The sequence below is a fragment of the Vulcanisaeta sp. JCM 14467 genome (assembly GCF_001316245.1).
In the GTDB taxonomy this organism is placed as follows: Archaea; Thermoproteota; Thermoprotei; order Thermoproteales; family Thermocladiaceae; genus Vulcanisaeta.
In genome coordinates this window covers 163,310-186,475 of the sequence record NZ_BBDM01000003.1, presented here as the reverse complement: position 1 = coordinate 186,475, position 23,166 = coordinate 163,310, and the positions used below count along the sequence as shown (strand labels likewise).

30 protein-coding genes, 1 tRNA gene and 6 pseudogenes are annotated in these 23,166 nt (G+C 47.3%); 28 read left to right on the top strand and 9 right to left on the bottom strand.

From position 1 onward, the window contains the following. Positions 1-115 precede the first annotated feature (115 nt). The 6 genes and pseudogenes from thiM to JCM14467_RS04730 all read left to right on the top strand — a co-directional run bounded on the left by thiM (position 116) and on the right by JCM14467_RS04730 (position 5,138). On the top strand, positions 116-904 hold the full coding sequence (thiM, locus tag JCM14467_RS04745; RefSeq protein WP_054849331.1) for a hydroxyethylthiazole kinase: 789 nt from the start codon (positions 116-118) through the stop codon (positions 902-904). Positions 905-958: 54 nt separating this feature from the next. After that, the gene (locus tag JCM14467_RS04740) at positions 959-1,960 is read left to right on the top strand and encodes an acryloyl-coenzyme A reductase (RefSeq protein ID WP_054849330.1); all 1,002 of its coding nucleotides are present in this window, start codon (positions 959-961) and stop codon (positions 1,958-1,960) included. Between the two features lie 126 nt (positions 1,961-2,086). Then, entirely contained in the window at positions 2,087-3,019 is a 933-nt protein-coding gene (locus JCM14467_RS15950; protein ID WP_252900730.1) for a 2-oxoacid:acceptor oxidoreductase family protein, read from the top strand. Continuing rightward, positions 2,983-3,309: a hypothetical protein gene (locus tag JCM14467_RS19855; protein ID WP_342765463.1), complete on the top strand. Its 327-nt coding sequence runs from the start codon at positions 2,983-2,985 to the stop codon at positions 3,307-3,309. Before JCM14467_RS15950 ends, JCM14467_RS19855 begins: the two co-directional genes overlap by 37 nt. 10 nt (positions 3,310-3,319) lie before the next feature. Beyond that, positions 3,320-4,015: a transketolase C-terminal domain-containing protein gene (locus JCM14467_RS19850; protein ID WP_342765462.1), complete on the top strand. Its 696-nt coding sequence runs from the start codon at positions 3,320-3,322 to the stop codon at positions 4,013-4,015. Positions 4,016-4,095: 80 nt separating this feature from the next. Beyond that, positions 4,096-5,138 (top strand): annotated as a pseudogene (locus tag JCM14467_RS04730) (glucose 1-dehydrogenase). A 105-nt stretch (positions 5,139-5,243) separates the two neighbouring features. Here JCM14467_RS04730 and JCM14467_RS04725 read toward each other — a convergent pair. The 3 genes and pseudogenes from JCM14467_RS04725 to JCM14467_RS15935 all read right to left on the bottom strand — a co-directional run. Further along, positions 5,244-5,510, bottom strand: a complete 267-nt coding sequence (locus tag JCM14467_RS04725; RefSeq protein WP_252900729.1) for a nucleotidyltransferase domain-containing protein — start codon at positions 5,508-5,510, stop codon at positions 5,244-5,246. Beyond that, positions 5,473-5,859, bottom strand: coding sequence for a HEPN domain-containing protein (locus JCM14467_RS04720; protein WP_054849328.1), 387 nt, complete (start codon positions 5,857-5,859; stop codon positions 5,473-5,475). The genes JCM14467_RS04725 and JCM14467_RS04720 overlap by 38 nt, the downstream gene beginning before the upstream one ends. Positions 5,860-6,192: 333 nt before the next feature. After that, a pseudogene (locus tag JCM14467_RS15935) lies at positions 6,193-6,246 on the bottom strand (hypothetical protein); the annotation flags it as partial. Between the two features lie 139 nt (positions 6,247-6,385). Here JCM14467_RS15935 and JCM14467_RS04715 point away from each other — a divergent pair. Together JCM14467_RS04715 and JCM14467_RS19845 are read left to right on the top strand one after the other, a co-directional pair. After that, positions 6,386-6,874: a PaREP1 family protein gene (locus JCM14467_RS04715; protein WP_054849327.1), complete on the top strand. Its 489-nt coding sequence runs from the start codon at positions 6,386-6,388 to the stop codon at positions 6,872-6,874. A gap of 33 nt (positions 6,875-6,907) precedes the next feature. Further along, positions 6,908-7,391, top strand: a pseudogene (locus JCM14467_RS19845) (PaREP1 family protein). A gap of 220 nt (positions 7,392-7,611) precedes the next feature. Here JCM14467_RS19845 and JCM14467_RS04705 read toward each other — a convergent pair. Further along, entirely contained in the window at positions 7,612-8,088 is a 477-nt protein-coding gene (locus tag JCM14467_RS04705) for a PaREP1 family protein (RefSeq protein ID WP_054849326.1), read from the bottom strand. A 131-nt stretch (positions 8,089-8,219) separates the two neighbouring features. On the opposite strand from JCM14467_RS04705, the gene JCM14467_RS04700 reads away from it, so the two are divergent. After that, positions 8,220-8,675: a nucleotidyltransferase domain-containing protein gene (locus JCM14467_RS04700; protein ID WP_054849325.1), complete on the top strand. Its 456-nt coding sequence runs from the start codon at positions 8,220-8,222 to the stop codon at positions 8,673-8,675. A gap of 1 nt (position 8,676) precedes the next feature. Beyond that, a complete protein-coding gene (locus tag JCM14467_RS04695; protein WP_054849324.1) occupies positions 8,677-9,108 on the top strand; it encodes a HEPN domain-containing protein in 432 nt (143 codons plus the stop codon). Here JCM14467_RS04695 and JCM14467_RS15920 read toward each other — a convergent pair. Then, on the bottom strand, positions 9,105-9,293 hold the full coding sequence (locus tag JCM14467_RS15920) for a hypothetical protein (RefSeq protein WP_252900727.1): 189 nt from the start codon (positions 9,291-9,293) through the stop codon (positions 9,105-9,107). The two genes, JCM14467_RS04695 and JCM14467_RS15920, sit on opposite strands and share 4 nt — an antisense overlap. 32 nt (positions 9,294-9,325) lie before the next feature. After that, positions 9,326-10,093, bottom strand: a complete 768-nt coding sequence (locus JCM14467_RS04690; protein ID WP_252900726.1) for a molybdopterin-binding protein — start codon at positions 10,091-10,093, stop codon at positions 9,326-9,328. Positions 10,094-10,190: 97 nt separating this feature from the next. On the opposite strand from JCM14467_RS04690, the pseudogene JCM14467_RS04685 reads away from it, so the two are divergent. Together JCM14467_RS04685 and JCM14467_RS04680 are read left to right on the top strand one after the other, a co-directional pair. Next, positions 10,191-11,077 (top strand): annotated as a pseudogene (locus JCM14467_RS04685) (NAD(P)-dependent oxidoreductase). Between the two features lie 38 nt (positions 11,078-11,115). Further along, positions 11,116-11,472, top strand: coding sequence for a hypothetical protein (locus tag JCM14467_RS04680; protein ID WP_054849365.1), 357 nt, complete (start codon positions 11,116-11,118; stop codon positions 11,470-11,472). 26 nt (positions 11,473-11,498) lie between these two features. Here JCM14467_RS04680 and JCM14467_RS04675 read toward each other — a convergent pair whose 3' ends face one another. Both JCM14467_RS04675 and JCM14467_RS04670 read right to left on the bottom strand, forming a co-directional pair. Next, the gene (locus JCM14467_RS04675; protein ID WP_054849323.1) at positions 11,499-12,668 is read right to left on the bottom strand and encodes a UxaA family hydrolase; all 1,170 of its coding nucleotides are present in this window, start codon (positions 12,666-12,668) and stop codon (positions 11,499-11,501) included. After that, complete coding sequence (locus JCM14467_RS04670; RefSeq protein WP_054849322.1) at positions 12,665-12,988, bottom strand: UxaA family hydrolase; 324 nt, start codon at positions 12,986-12,988, stop codon at positions 12,665-12,667. Before JCM14467_RS04670 ends, JCM14467_RS04675 begins: the two co-directional genes overlap by 4 nt. 344 nt (positions 12,989-13,332) lie before the next feature. Between JCM14467_RS04670 and JCM14467_RS04665 the strand changes: the two genes are divergently transcribed. The 16 genes and pseudogenes from JCM14467_RS04665 to JCM14467_RS04605 all read left to right on the top strand — a co-directional run bounded on the left by JCM14467_RS04665 (position 13,333) and on the right by JCM14467_RS04605 (position 21,669). Further along, positions 13,333-14,067 (top strand): extracellular solute-binding protein, encoded by a 735-nt coding sequence (locus JCM14467_RS04665; RefSeq protein ID WP_054849321.1) that lies wholly within the window; start codon positions 13,333-13,335, stop codon positions 14,065-14,067. Beyond that, on the top strand, positions 14,043-14,231 hold the full coding sequence (locus tag JCM14467_RS04660; RefSeq protein WP_054849320.1) for a hypothetical protein: 189 nt from the start codon (positions 14,043-14,045) through the stop codon (positions 14,229-14,231). The genes JCM14467_RS04665 and JCM14467_RS04660 overlap by 25 nt, the downstream gene beginning before the upstream one ends. Positions 14,232-14,320: 89 nt before the next feature. Continuing rightward, on the top strand, positions 14,321-14,893 hold the full coding sequence (locus JCM14467_RS15915; RefSeq protein ID WP_252900725.1) for a hypothetical protein: 573 nt from the start codon (positions 14,321-14,323) through the stop codon (positions 14,891-14,893). Next, positions 14,781-15,645, top strand: a pseudogene (gene glcT, locus JCM14467_RS19840) (glucose ABC transporter permease GlcT). Before JCM14467_RS15915 ends, glcT begins: the two are co-directional and overlap by 113 nt. Then, positions 15,642-16,010 (top strand): hypothetical protein, encoded by a 369-nt coding sequence (locus JCM14467_RS15900; RefSeq protein WP_252900722.1) that lies wholly within the window; start codon positions 15,642-15,644, stop codon positions 16,008-16,010. Before glcT ends, JCM14467_RS15900 begins: the two are co-directional and overlap by 4 nt. Further along, positions 15,962-16,522 carry a carbohydrate ABC transporter permease gene (locus JCM14467_RS15895; protein WP_252900721.1) on the top strand — a complete coding sequence of 187 codons (561 nt, stop codon included), beginning with the start codon at positions 15,962-15,964 and terminating at the stop codon, positions 16,520-16,522. The genes JCM14467_RS15900 and JCM14467_RS15895 overlap by 49 nt, the downstream gene beginning before the upstream one ends. A 95-nt stretch (positions 16,523-16,617) precedes the next feature. Next, positions 16,618-17,731 (top strand): annotated as a pseudogene (glcV, locus tag JCM14467_RS19835) (glucose ABC transporter ATP-binding protein GlcV). Positions 17,732-17,742: 11 nt separating this feature from the next. After that, positions 17,743-18,303: a DUF309 domain-containing protein gene (locus JCM14467_RS04640; RefSeq protein ID WP_054849319.1), complete on the top strand. Its 561-nt coding sequence runs from the start codon at positions 17,743-17,745 to the stop codon at positions 18,301-18,303. A gap of 42 nt (positions 18,304-18,345) precedes the next feature. Beyond that, positions 18,346-18,424: transfer RNA gene (locus tag JCM14467_RS04635), tRNA-Gly, on the top strand. A 129-nt stretch (positions 18,425-18,553) separates the two neighbouring features. Beyond that, positions 18,554-18,994 carry a hypothetical protein gene (locus tag JCM14467_RS04630; RefSeq protein WP_054849318.1) on the top strand — a complete coding sequence of 147 codons (441 nt, stop codon included), beginning with the start codon at positions 18,554-18,556 and terminating at the stop codon, positions 18,992-18,994. Next, positions 18,957-19,460, top strand: coding sequence for a hypothetical protein (locus tag JCM14467_RS04625; RefSeq protein ID WP_252900719.1), 504 nt, complete (start codon positions 18,957-18,959; stop codon positions 19,458-19,460). Before JCM14467_RS04630 ends, JCM14467_RS04625 begins: the two co-directional genes overlap by 38 nt. After that, on the top strand, positions 19,457-19,744 hold the full coding sequence (locus tag JCM14467_RS04620; protein ID WP_054849316.1) for a hypothetical protein: 288 nt from the start codon (positions 19,457-19,459) through the stop codon (positions 19,742-19,744). The genes JCM14467_RS04625 and JCM14467_RS04620 overlap by 4 nt, the downstream gene beginning before the upstream one ends. Positions 19,745-20,150: 406 nt before the next feature. Next, on the top strand, positions 20,151-20,279 hold the full coding sequence (locus JCM14467_RS19370; protein WP_256359205.1) for a hypothetical protein: 129 nt from the start codon (positions 20,151-20,153) through the stop codon (positions 20,277-20,279). 29 nt (positions 20,280-20,308) lie between these two features. Beyond that, positions 20,309-20,746 (top strand): DUF3800 domain-containing protein, encoded by a 438-nt coding sequence (locus JCM14467_RS04615; protein ID WP_054849315.1) that lies wholly within the window; start codon positions 20,309-20,311, stop codon positions 20,744-20,746. Between the two features lie 97 nt (positions 20,747-20,843). After that, a complete protein-coding gene (locus tag JCM14467_RS04610) occupies positions 20,844-21,254 on the top strand; it encodes a hypothetical protein (protein WP_054849314.1) in 411 nt (136 codons plus the stop codon). Between the two features lie 13 nt (positions 21,255-21,267). Further along, a complete protein-coding gene (locus JCM14467_RS04605; protein ID WP_252900718.1) occupies positions 21,268-21,669 on the top strand; it encodes a hypothetical protein in 402 nt (133 codons plus the stop codon). 104 nt (positions 21,670-21,773) lie between these two features. Here the strand turns inward: JCM14467_RS04605 and JCM14467_RS04600 are convergent, their stop codons facing one another. Then, a complete protein-coding gene (locus JCM14467_RS04600; protein WP_054849312.1) occupies positions 21,774-23,072 on the bottom strand; it encodes a hypothetical protein in 1,299 nt (432 codons plus the stop codon). Positions 23,073-23,166 lie beyond the last annotated feature (94 nt).

Below are 23,166 nucleotides of genomic sequence, written 5' to 3'. Positions count from 1 at the left end.
GATAATTGCGTAACTCAGGTATTCATAATCCTCAGCCAGAAGCCCTTAAGGGCATCTTCTTAACTTATGATAAAACTGTTAATATTTATTAATAAGGCTGTTATTGAGGCGGCTAATGATTAATTATTGGGATGACCTACAGACCATTAGGAGGAAGAGGCCGTTGATTCACCACTTAATGAACTACGTGGTAATGAATGATGCGGCCAACGTTACCCTAGCCGTAGGTGCATCACCAATAATGGCGCACGCCAGGGAGGAAGTTGAGGAGTTGGCGTCTAAGGCCGATGCCGTGTACATAAACATTGGCACGCTCGATGATAGATGGATAGAGTCCTTCATACTGGCTGGAAAGGCCGCCAGTAAGAACAACGTTCCGGTGCTCCTAGACCCTGTCGGTGCAGGCGCCACCAGGCTTAGGACAGAGACCGTGCTCAGGATACTCAATGAAGTGGAGGTCAGTGTGCTTAAAGGTAATGGTGGCGAAATGATGGCGCTAGCCGGTGTAACTGGTATGATTAAAGGCGTAGACTCACTTGGTGAGGCTAGCCTTGATATTGCAGAGAAATTGGCTAGAGAGTACGGGGTCACGGCAGTGATCACGGGCCCCAGGGACTACGTATCAGACGGCAAGAGGGGCGCCATAGTTAGCAATGGCACGCCAATGCTCCAGTACATAACGGGCAGTGGCTGCATGGTCGGCTCGGTAATAGCCAGCTTCATGGCCGTCAATAGGGACTTCCTAGTAGCATCGGTGGAGGGTCTCGTCACGTTCGAGATAGCAGCTGAGAAGGCCGAGAAGAGATCCACCGGTCCAGCCTCGCTTAAGGTGAACCTAATTGACGAGCTATATAACATGAAGCCCGGCGATTACGAAATGGCCAGGGTAGAACTCAAGGAGTAATGAACCAGCAGTCTCGGGAATTCCTTAAAACACAGTAAACCCGCCACTAAATTAATGAGAGCCGTCGTCGTTTACGAGAAGGGTAAGTACGAGGTACGCGATATCCCAACGCCAAGACTCAACGATGGCGATGTACTGATAAAAATAAGCTATGCAGCACTATGCTATAGGGACCTATTGCAACTAGTCGGCTATTATCCACGCATGAAATACCCTGTGGTACTGGGTCATGAGGCGGTGGGCGTGGTTGTTGAGTCTAGGGATCCGAGGTTTAAGCCGGGTGATAGGGTTGTTCCGCTTCTTCATGAGCCTGATGGTGTTTGTGAGTTTTGTGTGAGGGGTCTTGACTCGTATTGCGTGAATGCGCATAGTTATGGTGAGGATGTTGATGGTTTCTTCGCCGAGTACGCCAGGGTGTCTGGTAATGCGTTGGTTAAGGTCCCGAGTGGTGTTCCCGATGAGTTGGCTGCCTTCACGCCCTGTGTGGTTGCCATGGTCTACAAGGGCCTCAGGAGGGCTGGTTTAGTGAGTGGTGAGACCGTGGTCGTAACCGGAGCCAGCGGTGGTGTTGGCATCCACGCAGTCCAGCTTGCCAGGGCGTTAGGTGCTAGGGTTATTGCTGTGACTAGATCACCGGAGAAGGCTGGGTTCATTAGGCAGTTTGCGGATGAGGTGGTTACTGAGTCGAAATTTAGTAAAGCTGTTAAGGACTTGACTAATGGCGTTGGTGCTGACATTGTTATTGAGGCTGTGGGTACGCCAACCCTCGAGGAGTCGTTGAGGAGTTTGCGCAGTGGTGGTAGGGTGGTTGTTATTGGTAATGTGAATCCTGACGAGACGTACCAACTTAGGCTTGGTTATATAATACTGAAGGACGTAATGTTGATTGGTAACGTGCGTTCCAACAGGTCTGACGTGGCCGAGACATTTAGGATATTGAGTAGGGGCTTGGTTAAGCCAGTTATTGCTGCTACCTATTCGTTGGATAGGTTTGGTGATGCATTGGAGTTTATGAGGAATAGTTCTAGGATTGGTAAGGTACTTATTAAGCCTTAATTCATTAATTCATTCGAATAATTCCGCATCTCATTGAATTGGTCACGTAGATTTAGGTTTGCGCGACCAATACATATTCTACAATGGGAGAAGACTTAATAAATAGGTCTCAGAGGGCTTAATGTAATGCCTACGGACATAATGTGGGTTATCGGTGGACCGCAGGGTGGCGGTATTGACACTGGCGCTAACGTCTTCATGAGGGCTGTGGCAAGGGCTGGGTATTACGTAATTGGTGATAGGGAGTACTTCTCAAACATTAAGGGTAGGCATAGCTACTTCATGGTTAGGGTTAGTGATGAGCCGAGGGGAGGCTTGTTAAGCCCCATAGACATGCTGGTTGCCCTAGACGCAGAGTCGGTGTTCACGCACTTCCAGGATGTTAAGCGTGGTGGTTACGTAATTGTTGATACATCAACATTTAACACGAGGCTCGACCAACTGCAGTACATGGAGGATGAGTTTAAGGAGAGACTCAGGGAATTCTTTAGTAAGGCTGGTATTGAACCAACGGTTAAGGGTGTCATTAACTACCTAAGGGGTAATGGCATTAATGTACTAACTATACACTACGCAGACCTACTCCAGGAGGTTAAGAAGAGACTTCATGATATCGACTTACCATCATTGATTAGCAGGTACTCAAACGTCGTGATGACTGCGTACTCAACGGCAATAATGGGCCTACCCATTGATTACGTGTTTAAGGGCCTTGAGGATGTGTTCACGGGGAGGAGGGGTAAATTACTCGAGTATAACAAGGCCATTGTTGAGGTGGTTTATGACTATGCCAAGCCGATTAAGACAAATATATCGCTACCGCCGATAAAGCGGGATGTTAGGGCTATAATTGTTAATGGTAATGAGGCCGTGGCTATTGGCAAGATACTTGGTGGGCTCAGGTTCCAGACGTATTATCCAATAACGCCTGCTGCTGACGAGTCCTTCTTCATAGAGGCTCACAACATAGTTAGCCTGGATCCAGTGACTGAGGAGGCTAAAGCCTGGAGAAGGCGGGCATCGTGGTTGTTCAGACCGAAGATGAGATATCGGCAATAAACATGGCCATTGGCGCAGGCATAGCGGGTACCAGGGCGGCGACCGCGACCTCAGGTCCTGGGCTTAGCCTAATGGTTGAGGGCACTGGGTTCGCGGGGATGAATGAGGTCCCTGTCGTGATAACGCATTACCAGAGGGCTGGACCGAGCACTGGTATGGCGACGAGGAATAGCCAGTCAGACCTAAGGTTCGTGATGCATATGGGCCATGGCGAATTCCCAAGGATAGTCATTTCATCTGGCGACCATAAAGAGGCTATTGAGGATGCATTCAAAGCCCTTAACTGCTGAGAGGTACCAGATGCCTGTATTTCACCTAGTCGATAAGACCCTAGCCAACTCGTACTCAACGGTTATTTGGGACTTTGATAAGAAGTCGCTCAAGATTGATAGGGGCTTAATCGTGACGAAGGACGAGAATGACTATAGGAGGTTTAGGATCACGAAGGACGGGGTATCGCCAAGGTCAATACCGGGGCTAGGACCAATATTCTGGTTAACAGGCGATGAGCATGATGAGGTCGGTCACATAACCGAGGACCCAGTCACGAGGACAGAGATGTATGAGAAGAGGATGAGGAAGCTTGAACTTGCGGATAGGGAAATACCACTAACGGATAAGGCGAGGCTTTATGGGCCTGAGGATGCCGATATAACGCTTGTTGGCTGGGGATCAACAAAGGGCGTCCTAATCGACGTAATGAACATGCTGAGTAAGGAGGGCTATAGGGTTAACTTCCTGCAGCTCAAGATGTTCGTACCATTCCCAAGCGACTTCGTAAAGAGCGTGTTAGGCAAGGGCCAGTTAATAATTGATGTTGAGTCTAACTACGATGCGCAGGCCGCAGGCGTGATTAGGGAGAGGACTGGAATTGAGGTTAGGCATAAGGTTGTTAAGGTGACTGGCAGGCCCATATTCGTTGACGAGGTTTATGAGGCGGTTAAGAAGATATTGAAGGATCATGATGAGAAAATAATACTAATGAAGGGACCCTAATTCCTAAAACATAAAATCATAAACCACGCATTAAGTTTCACTATCTAAAATATTTATACAGGCACCCTATACATAACTGTATGAAGGCGGTCACCGTAATACCTGGAATACCCGAGTCCCTGAGACCCATGGACGTACCCAAGCCAAGCCCTGGTAAAGGCAGGTACTGCTCAAGCCCATTAGTTGGTGTTTGTGGCACGGATAAGGAGATTATCGAGGTAGGTATGGCAAGGCACCTGAGGGAAGCCAATACCTAATCCTGGGTCACGAAGCCGTGGCCGAAGTGGCTGAGCTAGGCGATGGGGTGGATAATGTCGGCGTGGGTGACATAGTCGTACCAACAGTGAGGAGACCATTGAACTGCGACTTACCAGTGGACTTCTGCCCAGTCGGCCACTACCTGGAGCATGGTATCTGGGGACTACACGGCCACGCCGCGGAGTACTCAGTCACTGATGCTAAGTACCTGGTTAGGGCTCCCAAGGAAATAGTTGACATCGCAGTCCTCACGGAACCACTCTCAGTGGTTGAGAAGGGCATTGACATGGCCATGAGGATTGGGCAGGCTAGGTTTGACTGGAAGCCAAGGAGCGCATTAATACTTGGCGCAGGACCCGTCGGGCTCCTGGCAACCATGGTGCTTAGGCTAATGGGGTTAAGCACAGTGACAATAGCGACAAGGCCGCCAGACAGCCTTAAGGCCAAGCTCGTTAGGGAGCTTGGCGGTACATACATAGACTCTGCCGTTGAGCAGATAAGCGGTGAATTCGACATAGTCGTTGAGGCAACCGGCGCCACGCAGGTGATCAATGAGGGGTTAAGGCACATCGCACCAAATGGCGTCTACGTACTACTCGGCGTATACCCAAGCGGTGGCTCCCTAAACAATCTCGGTGAGTTAATGACCAACGTCGTACTCAATAACAAGGTCATAATAGGCTCGGTAAACGCCGGGATCAAGCACTTCGAAATGGCCCTGGAGCACCTGAGGAGGGCTAAGGAGGAATTCAACAACTGGCCGGCCAAACTAATAACCAAGAGGGCAAGCCTTGACAACTACCAGGAAGCATACACATGGACCCACGACGACATAAAGACAGTACTCGAAATAACACCCACATAGACTAAGACCTACAACCCAGGGAACTGCCAATACCCAAACCATCATAGAGCAATCTACAACCTCTAAGCATCTCCTTAACGACAGGGTCACCAACCTCATCAATGCTCAAAACGAGCAAATCAAGGAATAAGCCTCAGGCTTAAGCGAACGCAGCCTCGAAACCTCATCATGCACATTAACAACCTGCCTAAGTACAACGGCCACGTCATAATCACTACTGGGTAGGTAATCGCCACGAGCCCTGGACCCAAAGAGGACAATCGTGCTCTCGGGCACCTCCCTAACCAACCTACTCACGTACTCCCTAAGGAGCTCATCACCCTTACTTAAGTAGCTAGACAGGGTCCTTAGAAATTGACCTAATGAATCCAACGATTCTCCTAGCATACTCAACACACCTACTTGCTGTATCCCCATTATAAACCCTAGGCTTCCTACCAGGGTAACGGGACAACGTGTACTCGCCACTGAGGGCGTCAGCATAGACGTATAATTCCACGGGGACATCAACACCCAACGATTTAATAACCCTAAGCAACTCAGCCAAGTCATGGGTAAATGGATACGTACCAGTCCTCGCAAGTAGGTAGCCCTTTAGATAAAGCTCAGCGGCTTGTTGGGCCTCGAAGCACGATAGCCAGTACAAGCCGTCTCTAACGTGGTTCTCCGCATCCCTGAGGAAGGCATCGCCTTTCTCGACCCACTCGCTGGGTAGATTCATGAACCTAACTAAATTTTACTGAGGCCCTGATGCCTTAAATAATTAAACTGACCTATGCCTGTTTATATATTCTTTCAATTTATTAATAAGTGCCAGGGCCCTGCTCCTACGCAGGTCAAAGCCCTCCTTATCGAGGAAACCATGGTAAAAAATTGGCGTGAAGCTTCTCCACGGAATCAAACAAAACCCTTAGCTCATCATCACGAAGCTCACCGGCCAATCGCTCAACGATCACGGCGTAATCCCTATGACTATAGTGCTCCCAACCCCCAACTCACCTATGACATTCAACAACGCCGCAACCGCGCCCCAATACTTCTCGCTAGCTAGCACGAGGTTGTTAACTGCATACTCCCTATCGGCCTCATTAAGAAGCTCCTCACGGATCCTAAGGTATAAATCAACCCTACCCCTAGGTCCAAGCCTTTCCTCCTAGCAATCTCATTAATCAACTCCATTAAGTCCTGCACAGGGTGTTACTGCGCAGGTAAAGATTAATTTAACCCGTTAATGAAATAAGCATTGGATGGAGATACCCGAGGAACTAATCAAGGCGGCTGAGGAGAGGGGCATTGACGTGATAGACCTAATAATAAACGCCATTGGCAGGAATGACCCATCAGCCAGCATCCGGATCAGGCTAGAGCTAGCCGATAAGTACCTTAATGAGACCAGGGAATACATGAATAAGGGCGATGCCGTACAAGCCTCTGAAAAACTGTACAAAGCAACTGAGGAATGCATCAAGGCCCTCGCTGAGAAGTACGGCACGCAGGAGTACCAACAAGCCATTAAGGAGGGTAGATGGTTCACGGAATATTTACAGAAGGCGAGCAACACCCTAGCCTCAATACTCGGTGATTGGGTAGCAATCGGCTGGGCGGCCGGCTATGTACTCCACGTGTGGGGCTTCCACGAAGCAAAATTAAGCGTGAACGACCTAACGAATTACCTAAAGCTCGTTGAAAACCTCGTAATAAACACCAGGAAGGCCCTCGAGACCCAAGGGGTTTAATAAGCCACGCATTAAATTAATAGCGTTGGCGTCATGGAGATTACGAAGCCCTGGATAGACGCGAGGAAGTACCAGGAGGATAGGTTTAGGGAGCGATCTACGAAGCCGAGCTGGCCGAGAGGTTCCTACAGAATGGCCTACTCAGGAACGCTGCAGGCAAGGCCTTCCAAGCCGTTAAGGCCTACGTGGCTGGGCTGGCCGTTGACTACAGGGATGAACTAGCCAAGCACTACAGGGGCGTTAGGAGTTGTCGCCAACCAAGGTGGTTGATAGGGTTGATTGGTTGATAGCCGTAATGCCGAGCTCGAGACTCAGGGAAGTGGCATCGATGATAGGTGATAAGGAGTTAAGGCTTTACGTCGAGATAGCCCTAAACCTACACGAATTCCAGTATAATGGCTTAGACAGGGATAGTGAGGTATCGAGGTACACAAGCGAGGAATTAGTGAGGAAGGACATAATCGAGGTTGTAAACTTCATAAGGGATAGGTTGAGGAATAGGATCAAGCAATCCTAACCTTAAACATTAAGGAGGCACGGCAATACTCACCTGCCTAGTAACTGCGTGGATAATTGATAAATGCGCATACAGTCGTTTCATCACCGCTTGATCATGAGAATCCTCACCACGCCCTGGTCCAAGTTACACTACAGTCTAGGGCAGAGCCTTACTAAAGCTGTATAATGCCGAGGAAGCGCTATAACGTGCGTCCCTAAAATGCTTTATCTTACTTTAATTAATGCATTAATACCTTCTCAGCCTCCCTAACCATCTTCTCGACCTCATCAATGTAGCCTGTTATGGCGTCGACCGTCAGTTTGGCTTCGTGGAATCCCATGTCGTAGATGAGGAATGCGCTGGCCCATCCGATCGACACCCAGTGGCCTAGCTTATTTGATAGTGTGGTTACTGCCTTGATCAATAGGTCTATGTGCCACCTGCCCTCCCTGACTGCTTGCTGGTGCTCTGGCGTGTTGTACTTCTCGGCCAAGGCCTTGATTACGTTCTCTGCAGCCCTGTACGCCCTCTCACTGGCCTGCACTGCATCACCCCTACCCATGTACCCCCTAGCCTCGCTTAGGTAAACCTTTGCCAATTCAAGCCTCAGCTTCACTACTTCTGTTGGGTCACCACTCACGTTCCTGATGGCGTTTATTATTAGGTCCTCAACGTTTATTCCGCGTTCCACGGCCATCCTAATTAACCTCTCCATAACCAAGGCTTAAATCATTTTATTAGCTTAAAGGCATTATGCATGAGAGGCTTTCAATTCGGCTTTAATAGTATGCCGTTGGCGATGCTGCAAAGAGCATTTAAGGGCTTATTCCCAATTCATTCTTGGTAATGATTGACTGCCAAGCTGTCATTAATGACGTGAGGACTAGGCTCAGCAGGTTAGTGGGTAGTAGTTTCGTGGCTGTGCTCCTCTTTGGCTCCCTGGCTCGTTGTGAGGCTGATGATCGTAGTGACGTTGATTTACTCGTGCTACACACCGGTTTGAACAAGATCGACCGTGTTAGGCGTAGGAGGGCTGTTTACCTGGCCGTTAGCGCCCTACTTCATGACTACCCATTGACCATTATCGACATGGACATTAACGAATTCCTCAACCCAGGTATTATCACGCCGTTATTATTAAATATCTATTGGGACGCCGTGGTCCTCCTGGACAGGACGGGCAAATTAAGCGAATTCCTGGAACGGGTCAGGCGTAGAATAATTGAGAGTGGCCTCAAGAGGGTTAAAGATGGCAGGGCCTACTATTGGTATTGCCGAAGCCCCTGGAGAGGGTTAGGATAATATGATTGACCCAATGAACGAGGTTAAGTATCGATATGAATTGGCTAACGAGCACTTAAGTAGGGCTGAGAGATACTTCTCGCTTGAGGACTGGGCCGGCTGTGTACATTATTCGCAATTAGCTGTTGAGAATTTTGCGAAGGCCGTTATTGCGGTTTATCAAGTACCAACATGGAGTCATGATCCATCGAATCAATTAATGGGTCTCATAAACCAAGTGCCGGGTAGTGTTAGGGAGCTTATCATTGAATTGGCTAGGATGAGCCATGAGTTGGCTGCCGAGCATGCACGCTCAACTTATGGTGAGCCGACGGCCGGCTTGACTCCTGGCATGATTTATAACCGTGAGGTTGCCGCTAGGGCTTTGTCTATGGCGCGTAGGGCTAGGGACATAGTGACTAATGTATTTAGTGCACTTGGTATTACGGTTTAATGACCGGGCTTGTAATTCGGTAGTAGTCCTCCGTGGCCCATTGCGGCTATTTCCTCCCTACTCGGTATCAGATCGGCCATGAGCCTCGGCAGGAGTATGTCCAGGGCGTTGTAGTCGCTGTAGTATATCCCTCCGGCTGATACTGCGAGTATTGGCGTGTCGTCAAGTACCGCAACCATGGTCATTGTCGTTGGCTTTATCGGTATGCCGTAGGCAATTACCCTGGCCCCAAGCTCCTCACGGCTATTGGCGTCTTGTCCGTTGGGTCCACGGACATGCCTCCCGTGATCACCACGGCCTCGGCGCCGTTCCTAATGGCCTCCCTGACTGCGTTCATTATCTTATCCTCGTCATCAGGCACTATGGTATTGAACACTACTTCCCACCCGTACTTATCAGCCCTGGCCTTAATCACTGGGTAGTAAAGGTCCCTCTTCCTTCCCTGGTATATCTCGGTACCCGTAATGACAACGCCAAGTCTCCTCCTACGAAACGGCACCACACTAACCAAGTTCCTAAACCTCAGCAACCTCTCAACCTCACCCCTCCTCATACTAAGCGGTATCACATCAACGACGCCGACCAACTCATCCTTAACGACACCACTCATGCCCTGCCTAGTAATTAATAGGACATCACCGCTTAGGTTCAACTCAGTCAAGCCGTTAACGTCAACCCTAAGCACGCCATTAGCACCGGCCATGATCCATGCCGAGCCCTGCCTAGCCTGCCTAACATAAGTGTTCTCCCCAGCTACAGCTCTGGCCACGGTCTCGGCGATCTCCCACTCATACATTAAATCGCTTGATTCCTCATCACCCTCAACCCACACGAAGTAAACCCCAGAGTCCTTCAACCTCTCCACATCCTCCCTAGTTATTACATGGCCCCTGGGCAGCAGTACCATGGCCCCGTCCTTACCAACATACGTGGTATCGTAACCAAGCACCTGGCCGACGGCATCATCAACCCTAACAAGCCTCACATAGTGAGGCAATTAAATGCGTCCAAATAAGGATTTTCGCATTGAACAGGTTATAGGCAATGATTATTAAGCATTAAGTTGCGTAGTAATTCCCTGTATGGAGAGACTTAGGGTTGGTTTCATAGGGCTTGGTATTATGGGTAGTGCCATGGCCATGAATATCCACAAGGCTGGCTTCCCATTGATTGTTTATAATAGGACGAGGTCTAAGACCGAGCCCTTCGCAAAACTGGGTGTACCAGTTGCTGATAGCCCTAGGGAGGTTGCCGAGAAGTCTGACGTTGTCATTGACATGGTTACTGATGCGCCGGACGTGGAGGAGGTGTTGCTTGGGCCTAACGGTGTTGTTCACGGGGCCCACCCAGGCCTAATCGTAATTGACATGAGCACAAACTCCCCGGAGCACGCCAAGTACTTCGCCAGAGAATTGAGTAAGTACGGCATTGAGTTCCTGGACGCACCAGTCACTGGCGGTGACATCGGAGCCAGGCAGGGGACGCTGACAATAATGGTTGGTGGTAAGTATGAGGTCTTCCAACGCGTTAAGCCGATCCTCGAGGCCATGGGCAAGACAATAATATACGCGGGTGACGTTGGTAATGGCAGATGCTTAAGCTCCTCAACCAAATAGTTGTCGGTATTGACATGCTCGCTGTGGCCGAGGCCATGGCACTCGCGAAGAAGGCTGGCATCGACATGGAGAAGTTATTCACCGTACTATCCACGGGGGCTGCGAACTCCTTCACGGTGCAGTACTACATGCCAAAGATGATGAGGGGTGACTTCGAGCCAGGCTTCAGGGCAGCCCACCTGAGGAAGGACCTCAGGTACGCCCTAGAAACAGCAAACAAACTAAACGTACCACTACCAGGCACAGCACTAACACTACAACTATACAACGCCCTAGTCGCCAAGGGACTAGGCGAGAAGGGGACCCAGGCCCTGCTAAAGCTATACTACGAAATGGCAAACATCAGTGATTGAGTAGGTTTATAAGGGCCGTTGCTCTATTAAACACTGAAATGGGCATTGTCAAGGTTAGGTTTAAGGTCTATAACCCAGCGGACATGAGTAGATACGTTGAGGTTGACGGCATTGTGGATACCGGCGCGGTTTACTCCGTGATATCGGCATCACTCCTAGACTCAATAGGAATTAAGCCACTCGAGAGGAGGAGATTCCTAGCCTTCGGCGGTTACGTCGAGAGGGACGTTGGTGCTGCAATTGTTGAGGTCATGGGTAGGAGGGGCGCGGTGACCGTGATCTTCGGTGAGGAGAGGGATGTCAATGTTCTTGGGGTCACGGCATTGGAGGCATTGGGTCTCGAGGTTGATGTCGTTAGGGGGACGCTTAAGGAGACTGAGCAATTACTGCTTTAATTTAAAAATGGATTTAATTGGAATTGTTAAAATGATGGTATTATCTTATGTATTACAAATTCCCTAAACCCAAGTAACTCGGCCCTGGTTGGTTTACCCCTGGCTACGTCGATTATTAGCTTGAAGAGTCTTTCGCCTGCCTGCTCAATGGTTTCTTGACCCAGCGTCACGGTGCTTGCGTCGAAGTCTATGTTCTCGCGCATTTTCTTGGCAGTGTATGGGTTTGCGGTGACCTTAATCACTGGGGTTATTGGATTGCCCGTGGGTGTTCCACGCCCGGTTGTGAATACTACGAGTGTGGCGCCGCCAGCCACCATGCCGACCACGGACATTATGTCATAGCCTGGCGTGTCCATGATCCAGAGACCCTTACCCCTAACCTCCTCCGCATAATCGACGAAGCCCTGTATCGGTCTCGAACCACCCTTAATTATTGCCCCAAGGGACTTCTCCTCAATTGTCGATAGGCCGCCGGCTATATTTCCTGGGGATGGTTGCGTCCCAACTAGGTCAACGCCGTAGGACGCGGCTAGGTTAATCCACTTTTTAACTGCCTTAATTATTTTGTCACCAACCTCCCTAGACACGGCTCTCCTGGCGAGGATCTCCTCCGCACCAATCATTTCAGGGGTTTCGGAAAGTATTACCGTACCCCCCAAATCAACTAGCTTATCAGATGCGTAACCAACCACGGGATTTGCCGCTAGCCCTGAGGTTGCGTCTGAGCCACCACACTCAACACCCATGACCAGGTTCGATATGTCAACCTCCTCAGGCCTCTGCGAAAGTACCTCCTCAGCCATCCTCCTGAGCAACGTGACGCCCCTCTCAATTGCGGCAGGAGTTCCACCATCAACCTCCTGAACCACCACCTTCTCCACGGGCTTACCCGTCTTCTCAATCTCCCTCACCAATTCATCAGCCTGTATCTGCTCACAGCCAAGGCCGACAACGAGGACACCACCAACGTTTGGATTCTTCGCCATGCCTATTAAGGTCCTCTTGGTGATCTCGAGGTCAGGCTCAAGCTGCCCACAGCCGAATGGGTTCTCAATCGCCACAGCGCCCTGTACCTGGTCCGCGATCCTACGTGCAACAAAGCTTGAGCATATGACCGTCGACATCACGAGTAGGTAATTCCTAATGCCAACCTTGCCATCAGGCCTTACGTAACCAAGTATTGTGGGTCTACTCACGGTTTACCACCCCTACAGACGCTGTATACAGCCGTCAAACTCTCCACATTGTGAACATGGACATGCTCACCAACCTTAATATCCCTCTTGGCCCTGCCAATAACGTGTCCGTACTTAATCACATAATCGCACATGTGTATATCCCTAATAGCGAACTTATGGCCGAAGGGTATATCATCAAGTAATTTAACAACGAGTTTTGAATTACCAATAACTAACTCGACAATCTCACCAGCCTTTAGGTCTTTAAGGGCAACAGCGACATTATCATCTGAGCTAAGCATTATGGCATACCTCTCCTGTAAAGATTCTACTCCCATTAACTATGATTCGCTGAGCTGGATTTAAACGCTTCATCTAACCTAGATTAATTGATTTATCTTAATATTTATGGAGAAATAATGTATTTATGAATATTTATAAAATTATGATCTTATATTTAATAATATAGAGTAAGTATACTTTTAACACCCTAATTTTTAAAAAGAGAGCAAAAATACCAAAATGTGACGTCTCGCCTGGGTATTTCTAGGTCTGCGTTAATAGCGATAGTGGTTGTTGTGGTGGTTGTAGTGGTTGTAGGCGCTGTGTTGGTTGGTATTACTCAACGGTTAGTCATAAGCCGAGTGCACCATCCCCAACAGCACCAACCACGGTCGAATTCTTGACGTGGTGGGGCCCTGAAGACCCTCAGGGATTAACTTGGGTTGCCGGTAACTTCTCGAAGTACTACCCAGGCTACTCTGTCGAGTACTACTCAATACCTGGTGCCGGTGGTACAAACGCTAAGTATGTGATATTAGGTATGTTGGAGGCAGGCAAACCACCGGCGAGCTTCCAAGCGCACTTCGCGCCTGAGGTTTTGTCTTACGTTGAGATAATGCCTCACGGACCGGCGGACTTTGTGAATTTCACACCAATTGCCATACAAACGGGTTTACTCAGTAAGGGCGTGACTGAGGCTGTACTTGCTGGTATGTTTAATGGAACAATGTTTGCACTACCAACTAACGTACATAGGGGTGGCATGCTCTACTTCAATCCTCAGGTTTTGGCTGAGTATGGTTTGCCTATCCCGACTACTGTTGAGCAGCTTGCCAATGAGACGCTTTACCTTGCTTCCCATGGTATGTCGTGTGTTTGGATTATCCCGGGTGGTGATGGTGGTTGGGATCAGCTTAACCTTTGGGAGTATATATTCCTTGGCCTTGCCGGTGAGAAGTATGGGCCTGCCACGGCTGCCCAGTTGATGAATGAGTTCCTATATGGAGTACTGAACCTTAATGACCCAGCAATAGCCAGCCTGATAAATGAGACGAATTACTACTACCTACTATTCACGAAGTATGATTGCCCAGGATGGCAAACAATGACGTGGTCATCAGGCCTAGCTACATAATACAGGGCAAGGCAGCATTCCAAGTAAACGGCAATTGGATAACTGAGTATGCATACATTTGGTATCACACAATTACATACCCAGCAATACCACCATACACAAGCTGGACAAACATAACACTAATGGAGGAGCCATTTCCAGGAACGCAGGCGTATACGTACTAGTCATAGACTCAGTTGCCGTACCTGCCTACGCCAATCCATATGAAGATGCAGCCATTAAACTAGCAGAGTTTTGGGACTCGTATGTAGGTATGATGATTTGGACCTCAAGCGGTAAGGGTGTGATAATTTGGAGCAATGGTACTGACTTCTACCCAACACCGGCCCAGTGGTTTGACTATGAGCAATTATTATCAACACCGTCTAGTCAATTTACCATTGCTCCCAGTGATGGTGGTTTGTTTGATGATGTGTTTAGTAATTTGAATTCTCAGGTTTTGAATTTGCAGCAGGTTGGTGAGAGTTACATACCGACGTTCATGAGCGCCCTGGTCTCGGCTGAGCAGTCCACGTATAATGAGTGGATGGCCGCTGTCAAGCTAGGCCTAGCTACATGGCTACCCAGGACACCCATTCGCCAACTACCTACCACCATGGGTCAACCCAACAACCTACCACTACCAACCATACACACCCTGGTGGCAAACAAGCAGCTAACACAACAACCACACCCAATTAAACTTAAAAATAAACATACTTTATTTCTTATCAATGTCAAGGCAATCACTAATAATGGCAATACCCACATTATTCTTTGGGGGAATCATCGTATTCCTATTGATATGGAACTTCATAATATCACTTCAGAACTGGTCATTGTTTAATCCATTTCCAAAGTTCGCCGGGTTATCATCATACCTATACCTATTCACTCAGAATTATTTCTACGCATCAATAGATCATACAATACTTTTCACGGTTGGTCTCGTGGCAATAGGCAATGTACTTGGCTTGTTACTCGCAGCCCTACTCTATTTCCTGCCTAATAACACTCAACGAGCCATATATTTATCAATATTTATTTATCCAATAGCGGTGCCGCCAACGGCAGCCGCATTAGTTTGGTTATGGCTGTTTAATCCAACAATAGGCATAGACTGGTTATTGACGAAGTTCCACTTACCATCAATACCTTGGTTTGCAACGCCATTGAATACCCAATTAGCCCTGGTATTGGTTGAGGTATGGGCATATACGGGCTTATCCATACTCTTTTATTTGGCCTCATTTTTGAGTGTGGATAAGTCCATAATCGAGGCTGCGAGACTAGATGGGGCGTCAAGCATTAACTTATTATTCAGAGTATTATTGCCGAATTCGATGAATGGATTTATAATATCCACGGCATTACTATTCCTTTTTTTCGCTTAGGATATTCGATATCCCATTCATAATGAGCGGGTCAGCAACGAGCCCAACATTAATGACATTAGTAACGTATATTTACTACCTATATGCCTATTCCGAGTACTTCTCAGCGGCGGCTGCGCTGGCTACGCTTGTGGCTGCGATTGCAGCTATTGTGATAATACCATATGCATTACTTGGACTTAAGAGGTGGGTCTTTAGGAGGTGAGGGGTATGAGGGGTAAGTACGTTGTTAGGGTAATTAAGTATGCAATACTTCAGTTGGTGGTTGCCATATTCATCATATTATGGTTAACCCCACTATATGCAATGCTTGTTGGCGGCTTTAAGCCAAATATGGAGGCTGCATCAGCACCGATCTTATTACCACCCAGTCAGTTCTCAACGGAGGCTTATTACTTTGACTGGTTTGGTTTTGGTACATTAATCGGGCTTGAGTTCCCCATGATACGCCAATTAATAATTACCGTCCCAGTTGCCCTAGCTTCAGTAATTTTCGGCAGCATGGTGCTTACTTCTTTTATATGCAAATGGAAAGGAGACCCTGGGTTAGTAATGTTGGCTTTTCAATAATATCATTGGCCACATTTTTACCAGCCGAGACATTAACTGTGCCATTGATTGAGTTAACATCATCGTTAGGAATTTACCAAACTTATTGGGGACTTGCCTTTGTTTACTTTATCTTCTATTTACCAATGTCGGCACTGCTAATGTCGATATTCTTACCTGTCGTACCCAACTACTTAATAGAGAGTGCTAGGCTTGATGGTGCTCGTGACTGGTCAATATTCTGGCACGTAGTATTTCCATTGGTCCTACCTGGGTTCCTATCAACATTAATATTCGTATTCCTCATGGTTTGGCAGGACTTCTTCACACCATTAATAATAGCCACAAAGCCGAGCCTATACATGCTACCGGTAGCCGCTAGGCAGTACGTTGGGGGTTACGCAATACTTTACAATAGGTCATTCGCGGCTGGAGTCATAACATCATTGATACCGCTTATCATATTCGCCTTCTTAGGTAGATACTTCATTAGGGGACTAGCAGCACTTGGTGGCGGTGCTAAGGGTATTTAATGGGTAAGGGGTTGAAGGTTTACCAATTAAAATTAGGTAGAAACATTTTACCCACGAAAAATTTAAAGTAAAGTGCTAACATAGAAATTAGTACTATGGTCACGGTTAGATTAGAAGAGCTGACGAAGTACTTCAGAAAGGGGAAGAACGTAATTAAGGCCGTAGATCATGTAACGTATAAAATAGGTGATGGCATAGCTTCGGCATTCTTGGCCCAAGCGGTCATGGTAAAACAACGCTATTAAGATTAATTGCTGGTCTTGAAGTACCCACAGATGGTTATGTGTATTTTGATGATGAAATCACGTCAGCACCAGGTAGGATTGTTATTGAGCCGGAGAGGAGGAATGTCGCCATGGTCTTTCAAAACTGGGCCTTGTACCCCAACATGACTGTTTATGATAATATAGCATTCCCATTAAAAATGGCTAAAGTGAGTAAGCACGAGATAGATAAGAGGGTTAGGGAGATCGCTGAGGAACTCGAGCTTACACGAGTCCTTAACCACTACCCAAAGGAGCTATCAGGTGGTCAAATGCAAAGGACTGCGTTAGCAAGAGCGTTGGTGAAGAACCCCAGGATTTTGCTCTTAGATGAACCATTTAGTAATTTAGATGCTGCATTGAGAGATAGCGCAAGGGCCTTGGTGAGGAGAATACAGAGGGAACGTAAGTTAACGACGATAATAGTATCCCACGATCCTGCTGACATATTCTCAATAGCCGACGTGGCTGGCGTAATAATAAATGGAAAGTTTGCCCAAATAGGGAGTCCAGCCGATATTTATAATACACCGGTCACAACACTAATAGCAGCACTTAGTGGCGATATAAACCTACTTTCCGCTAAGGTGGTTGAGGATACCGCACTCATAGCTAATTTAAGGATACCGTTAAGTAAGGGGTTAATAAAGGATAATGAAGTCATAATCGGATTAAGACAGATGAGATGAAATTGGTCACGGAGCCGCAGGATATACGTGGATTCATAAACATTGGTAAGGTAAGGGTTAAGGTCTCAAGCTACACATTGGGCGTCTTTAGAATAGTGGTATCTCCGGTATCTGATGAGAGTGTGGACATTATAGTGGTGTCAGACGAGCCCATTGAACCAGGGAGAGAGACCTACCTGCTTATTAGGCCTGATAAGATAAAAATCTTCAATAAAGAAGAGAAATTAATATACCCAGAATTAAAGAATACGGTATAACCCTGCCCAAAATGCAGAGAAACAGAGTCTTAATTATCACAGGCAATCCTGGGTTCACACCAATTGATAGGCAGGAATTAATGAATAAACTACGATTAGAGAGGCTCAGGATAATCAATGTAAGAATAGCAAATGATCACGTGGAAATAGATCTATACATCGATGATATAACCATAGAGAAGATAAAGTCTCTTGGTTTCGTTATTAAAGAATTGATAAACATAGAAGGAGAGAGTAACAACGAAGGATATAACGAGGAATATGCCGTAAGAAGATACATTGAGCTATTTAATAAGGAGAGATTTTGGGAAGCTCATGAGGTCTTAGAGAAGATTTGGCATAGAAATAGGAATGAAGGAATACGAGGATTAATAATACTGGCTGCAGCCTTCGTAAAGATTCAGGAAAACAACCCAGGAGCCTTCAAGAGACTCATGATGACTGCGAAGGAGCTAATCATGAATAATGAGATACCCTGGATAAACAGGGAAAACATACTGAGGAAGATAAATGATGCCCTAGCCACGATGAGACCGTTTAAAATAGATGAATCTGACATAAAACGAGCCTAAAGCCAAAAAAACTTTAAATCCGGCAAAAGCACAGTAAAATTCGCGGCCGTAGTCTAGCCTGGTCTAGGATGGCGGCCTGCCGAGCCGCAGAACCCGGGTTCGAATCCCGGCGGCCGCACCAAATTACGTTCTATTCTTCGATAACAATAACCGTGACCGTTTCTATGCCCGTTAGTGATCCTTTCATAAGGCTTATAAACATGCCAGGTAATAATGTTGAATAATATGGCTAAACATAGCCCAATAATCATTGATAGAGTCCATGAGGAGTGAGTGCTTGATGCATATGGGAAATGCCAATGTTAGGTTTGCTTCTCTTTTGGTTTTCTATTTCTTGTATAGGTTTGTGGATGTGGGTTTTAGGTCTATAATCGTGTATTACGCCTACGCCACAGTGCACAGCGTATATGGCTCCGCGTTGGCTGTGGCCATGGCTACCCTGGGTTCTGGCGTGGGTTTGTTGATTGTTGGGCTTTACGCACTTTACGTCATAAGGCCTCAAGTGCTTATGTTAGTGTTTATGGCATTCCGTGGCGTGTTAATATTAACCCTCATGTTCCTCGATTCAACTGCTGATCACCTAACTGTACTCCTGGCCATGTTACTTACGTACTCGGTGGCGCTGTGGATTGAGAGAAGTATCCTGGGTGGTATTGCCGTGGAGAACGTGCCAAGCATTGCCAGAGCTTAACGCCCTTAACCTTGTATTTCAACTCGGCGGTTTAGCAATGACGGCCTTACTGGCGGTATTCCTCAGGATTGGCACCATGGCGTTTGGCGTACTCGCCCTGCTCCAGTTCGCGCTAATGACCATTCTAGGATCACTACTGCTCAGTAGGAGGGTTGGGCTTAAGGTTACCATACCGAGGAGAGCATCATCCAGGACCGCCTTCAGCGGTGACGCTGTGACGCTCTACGTCATGACGTTCATCCACAACATATCAATATCAATATTGCTGTCGATAGCCCCATCCTTCGGGGCCTTACTATATGCAGTGTTCTACGTGGTCTCGGAGGTCTCGGCAATTGCTGGAAGGGTGATCTTCATGGTCATAGGCGATAGGGTCGTGCTCTCCGGCAGGTTATTCCTATACGGCACACTCCTCGGGCTCGCACTCACGTTGATAGCTACATTTATAGGGAGCCGTTGGCCATGATTATTGGCATTACCTCCCTAAACGCCTTAAGTGCCGCTGGCACCGTGTTTACGGGCAACGCCCTGAGGTACGTATTGGCGGATGCGATATACAATGCGAGGACCCTGTCAACGGCATCATCCCTATTCGGAGCCCTGTACGGCTCACTAACCCTACTGACTCCAACGCCGGCAGCTGTCCTCATCGTGACATTCCTGGCAATAGCATTGACATTCCCAGCCTTGCATCGTAAGGTGATGAGGATGGGTATGGAGATAATGCGCAGGAAGGAATCACAAAGCTAAGTACAAGGAAGAAGGGGAAGAACATACAGACGAATCAAGTATCATAATCATGCGAAGGCTAAAAATAATTAATACGGAATATTATCGTAAATCAAGGGATAAACCAGAAGAATAAAATAGGGATTCATCTCCCGTGGCAAGAGCCAATGGGGCTCCGTCACGGGAATCCTCCCCTGGTCTGTTCAGTATCTTTTGCTTCGCCATTGTTTAAAAACCTATTTCTTTTTAAATATTGATTAAGGGTTAAATGGTGGATTGTGTATATGTGCTTATTTGTGTATGTTGATGAGTCTGGTCAGCCGGATCAGCTTAATCGTGGATCTTATGTTTTAGTTTCCGTGATTATTAATGAGATGGATGTGAATTACATATCTAATCTAATCAAATAAGTGACTTCATTAATGCCTTGCCGAAGAAGTACGGCGTTAGTGGCGTGGTGGAGATTCACACGATCGATGTTGTCACGGGTTCTAATAAGTGGCGTGGAGTTAGTAAGGATGTTAGGGCCCAGGATTTAATGACTTCGCCGAATTAATCTCTGGACTGAACTTCCTGCTTAATATAGTGGTTGTGAAGGCGGTGGGTAATATAAGGGTGAATAGGCCCAATGTAATAAGGAGGTACGCAATAATGAACTTAATCGAGCGAGTATTCATGACTAAATCATTATACCCTGATCAATCTAGGGCCGTTATGGTGATCGACTCATTGGGAGGCGTCCTAAATGATAGGGTTAGGGATGATATTGAGTATGCCATTAAAAATTCACGAGCTAGGCCGACCTATAGATTGCTCAAGGCATTTGAATCCTCCGTGGAGGAGCCTCCCCTACAATTGGCTGATTATGTTGCGTATGTGGTGAGGAGGGTGTTTAAGGGGCAGCTTCGGCATGGTGCGTTTAACTTCGGGAGGGCGTTCCAATTGTTTGAGGGTAGGGTTAGGAGGTGTCCGGGTAAGGATACGTACCATGGTTGTGGGCTTAAGGTGTGGGAGTTAAGGTGAGCATTATTTATTACGCATCTTCCCCGTTAATTCGCTCCTAGGGTTTACATACGCCGTGGGTTGTTTAGTTTTTATTCCCTGTTTATTTCTTAGTTTAATGCTTGTTGAGGCTTCTGGTGAGGATGTTCCCTACGCCTTTAGGAGGTTTGTTGGTGAGGCTTCTAGGTTGCTTGCTGAGTTTGAGGGTTTGGTTGGTATGCCCGTGTTGCCTATCATCATGTCCCCGTATAGGTTTATTGATCGTGGGGTTGTCGATGCGGTTTACTCGGCCGTTAGGGGCTTAAGTTTTAAGGACCTCGCCGTGGTCCTTAACTCAGCTGATGGCGACGTTGATGAGGCCTACCTACTGGCTAGGTATTTGCAGGGCGTCGTTAGTGGTAGGCTCATAATCTACGTGCTTAGGCTTGCGAAGAGTGCGGCTTCGCTCGTGGCCCTCTCGGGTGATGAGCTTGTCATGACGCCAATAGCCGAACTCGGCCCCAATAGACCCAGCGATTTACTATGCTAGGGCTAGGAGGTTTGTGCCGATACAGTCGATCATCGAGTCCTTTAATAAGGTTCTTGAGATGTTGAGGAGAGGTGAGTTGCCTGATAGGGTTATTTCTGAGTTGTTGGATAGGCTCCCCATTGTTGAGATTGGTGATTATGCTAGGGCTCTTGAGCATAATGTTGATTTGTTGGTTAGGGTTTTGACGGCTAGGATGTTTAGGGGTGATGTTGATAGGGCTAGGGAGGTTGCGAGGAGGTTTACTGGGTTTAAGCAGCATAGTGCTGCGATAACGGTTAATGACCTAACGGAGATGGGAGTCAAGGTCAGGGTTGCTGGGGGTCGTGAGGAGGAGGTTTTGTGGAGGCTTTATGAGTTGTTTGTGGTGGATGTTGTTAGGACTGAGGAGTTGTTGTCTCCGCCGGATGCTGGCTAGGAGATAAACATTAGGCTTGGTAGGGGAGTATTAATAGCCAGGGTACCAATACCAAAGGAAACCGAGGAAGGTGAGTGATTTTAATAATGACCGTGAACCAGCACCTAAATCCCTAGTGAGCCCCTGATTATATTCAGTAGCTCGTTGATCCTTGCCTCATTCCCAAGCATTAATTCGTCAATTACCGTGGCCCCAGCCTTCATTAAATCGTCCTTAACGTCGTCATTGACGCTATCGTGGGTAACCACGGTGATCCTCGGTCTATCCCTGAGTAGGCACTTATACATGCATACCTGCTTGATTGCCACGCTCAACGTCTCGTACTCGCTCAGTACACCCCTGCCGCGGGTCTTCGAGATTCTGAGCTTCGTCTCTATTATGAGTGGTATTTTTTCGAAGTACTGCCAGGTAAGGGGCATCCTAAATGGCGCGTAACATTCAAGCTCGACCTTTTCACCGCAATTAGTCATCATTAGCATGATGTCGGGTGCCGTATGAACCCTACTCCAACTAACACCGCATTTACTCAGGCACTCGGGGATCCACTTTGGTATGCATGGGTTTTTCTCAATATCGACTATCTTAGCTACGTGCGTGACTATATCCGCCTGGTAAAGAATGTGCACGCACTTATTGCCGAAGCTAAATGTTATGACCGGTAGGTAGAGCCATCGTTCATAAATACTAGCCTTATCATTAAGCGGTTTACCACCGGCATCGCATAAGGCCCTAATCACTTTCGATAATACCCAAAGCTCGTAGGACTTAGTGATTCTTTGGTGAAATGCGTTGAGTCTGGAGTTCTCGAATGGGAATATCATTGCGTGCAGGTACTCGAGGGCGGGATTCTCAACTATTGAGCCTGCGACATCACCTTTAATAGACCACTTGAGACCACATTGGTTTAGGTTGTTTCTGAATTCATCAATGAGCTTGAGCACCATGTCGAGGTAGAGTTTGTCGTAGGCGCCCTCATTACCGAAGTACCTGAACTTAAGCTTCCCATCCCAAACATATTTTACGAGATCATTCTCGTTTATGTTGACAGGCTCTATTACCTTATTAAGCTCATTACTCTCGGTAATTCCCTCACGGACCTTAAATAACGTTATTATTGGTTCGCTATGTCTCCTTGTAAATGATACTTCGAAGCCGATCTTGCCGGCTATGACGTTGGCGGGTACTTCCCAGCAAACCTCATTATCATGTGCCTTAACAACCCTTGAGCCTGGTAGTTGTGATACGTGGAGCACTTCGTCATTAATTATGAAGTAAACGAATCTTGAAGACCTGCCTAAAGTACAGCCCCTCCCACGGACGCCCTTAACGCGGCTGTCTTCAACGATTACCTCGCATCTCCCTGTACCATAGGTCTCGCAGACGGTAATGACGGGTAAGGACATTAAAGTAGGATTATTTTGGGCTTTTAAATTTTATATATGATATGTGGGTTTCAAAATGAATTAAACTTGATTATATCTGTTTCTTTCATTTCTT

What these genes read in the sequence shown, in the direction of transcription:
- thiM (WP_054849331.1), top strand. Translation starts at nt 116, where the DNA reads ATGATTAATTATTGGGATGACCTACAGACCATTAGGAGGAAGAGGCCG.
- JCM14467_RS04740 (WP_054849330.1), top strand. Translation starts at nt 959, where the DNA reads ATGAGAGCCGTCGTCGTTTACGAGAAGGGTAAGTACGAGGTACGCGAT.
- JCM14467_RS15950 (WP_252900730.1), top strand. Translation starts at nt 2,087, where the DNA reads ATGCCTACGGACATAATGTGGGTTATCGGTGGACCGCAGGGTGGCGGT.
- JCM14467_RS19850 (WP_342765462.1), top strand. Translation starts at nt 3,320, where the DNA reads ATGCCTGTATTTCACCTAGTCGATAAGACCCTAGCCAACTCGTACTCA.
- JCM14467_RS04720 (WP_054849328.1), bottom strand. Translation starts at nt 5,859, where the DNA reads ATGAATCTACCCAGCGAGTGGGTCGAGAAAGGCGATGCCTTCCTCAGG.
- JCM14467_RS04715 (WP_054849327.1), top strand. Translation starts at nt 6,386, where the DNA reads ATGGAGATACCCGAGGAACTAATCAAGGCGGCTGAGGAGAGGGGCATT.
- JCM14467_RS04705 (WP_054849326.1), bottom strand. Translation starts at nt 8,088, where the DNA reads ATGGAGAGGTTAATTAGGATGGCCGTGGAACGCGGAATAAACGTTGAG.
- JCM14467_RS04700 (WP_054849325.1), top strand. Translation starts at nt 8,220, where the DNA reads ATGATTGACTGCCAAGCTGTCATTAATGACGTGAGGACTAGGCTCAGC.
- JCM14467_RS04695 (WP_054849324.1), top strand. Translation starts at nt 8,677, where the DNA reads ATGATTGACCCAATGAACGAGGTTAAGTATCGATATGAATTGGCTAAC.
- JCM14467_RS15920 (WP_252900727.1), bottom strand. Translation starts at nt 9,293, where the DNA reads ATGACCATGGTTGCGGTACTTGACGACACGCCAATACTCGCAGTATCA.
- JCM14467_RS04680 (WP_054849365.1), top strand. Translation starts at nt 11,116, where the DNA reads ATGGGCATTGTCAAGGTTAGGTTTAAGGTCTATAACCCAGCGGACATG.
- JCM14467_RS04670 (WP_054849322.1), bottom strand. Translation starts at nt 12,988, where the DNA reads ATGGGAGTAGAATCTTTACAGGAGAGGTATGCCATAATGCTTAGCTCA.
- JCM14467_RS15915 (WP_252900725.1), top strand. Translation starts at nt 14,321, where the DNA reads ATGATGATTTGGACCTCAAGCGGTAAGGGTGTGATAATTTGGAGCAAT.
- JCM14467_RS15895 (WP_252900721.1), top strand. Translation starts at nt 15,962, where the DNA reads ATGCAAATGGAAAGGAGACCCTGGGTTAGTAATGTTGGCTTTTCAATA.
- JCM14467_RS04640 (WP_054849319.1), top strand. Translation starts at nt 17,743, where the DNA reads ATGCAGAGAAACAGAGTCTTAATTATCACAGGCAATCCTGGGTTCACA.
- JCM14467_RS04620 (WP_054849316.1), top strand. Translation starts at nt 19,457, where the DNA reads ATGATTATTGGCATTACCTCCCTAAACGCCTTAAGTGCCGCTGGCACC.
- JCM14467_RS04610 (WP_054849314.1), top strand. Translation starts at nt 20,844, where the DNA reads ATGCTTGTTGAGGCTTCTGGTGAGGATGTTCCCTACGCCTTTAGGAGG.
- JCM14467_RS04600 (WP_054849312.1), bottom strand. Translation starts at nt 23,072, where the DNA reads ATGTCCTTACCCGTCATTACCGTCTGCGAGACCTATGGTACAGGGAGA.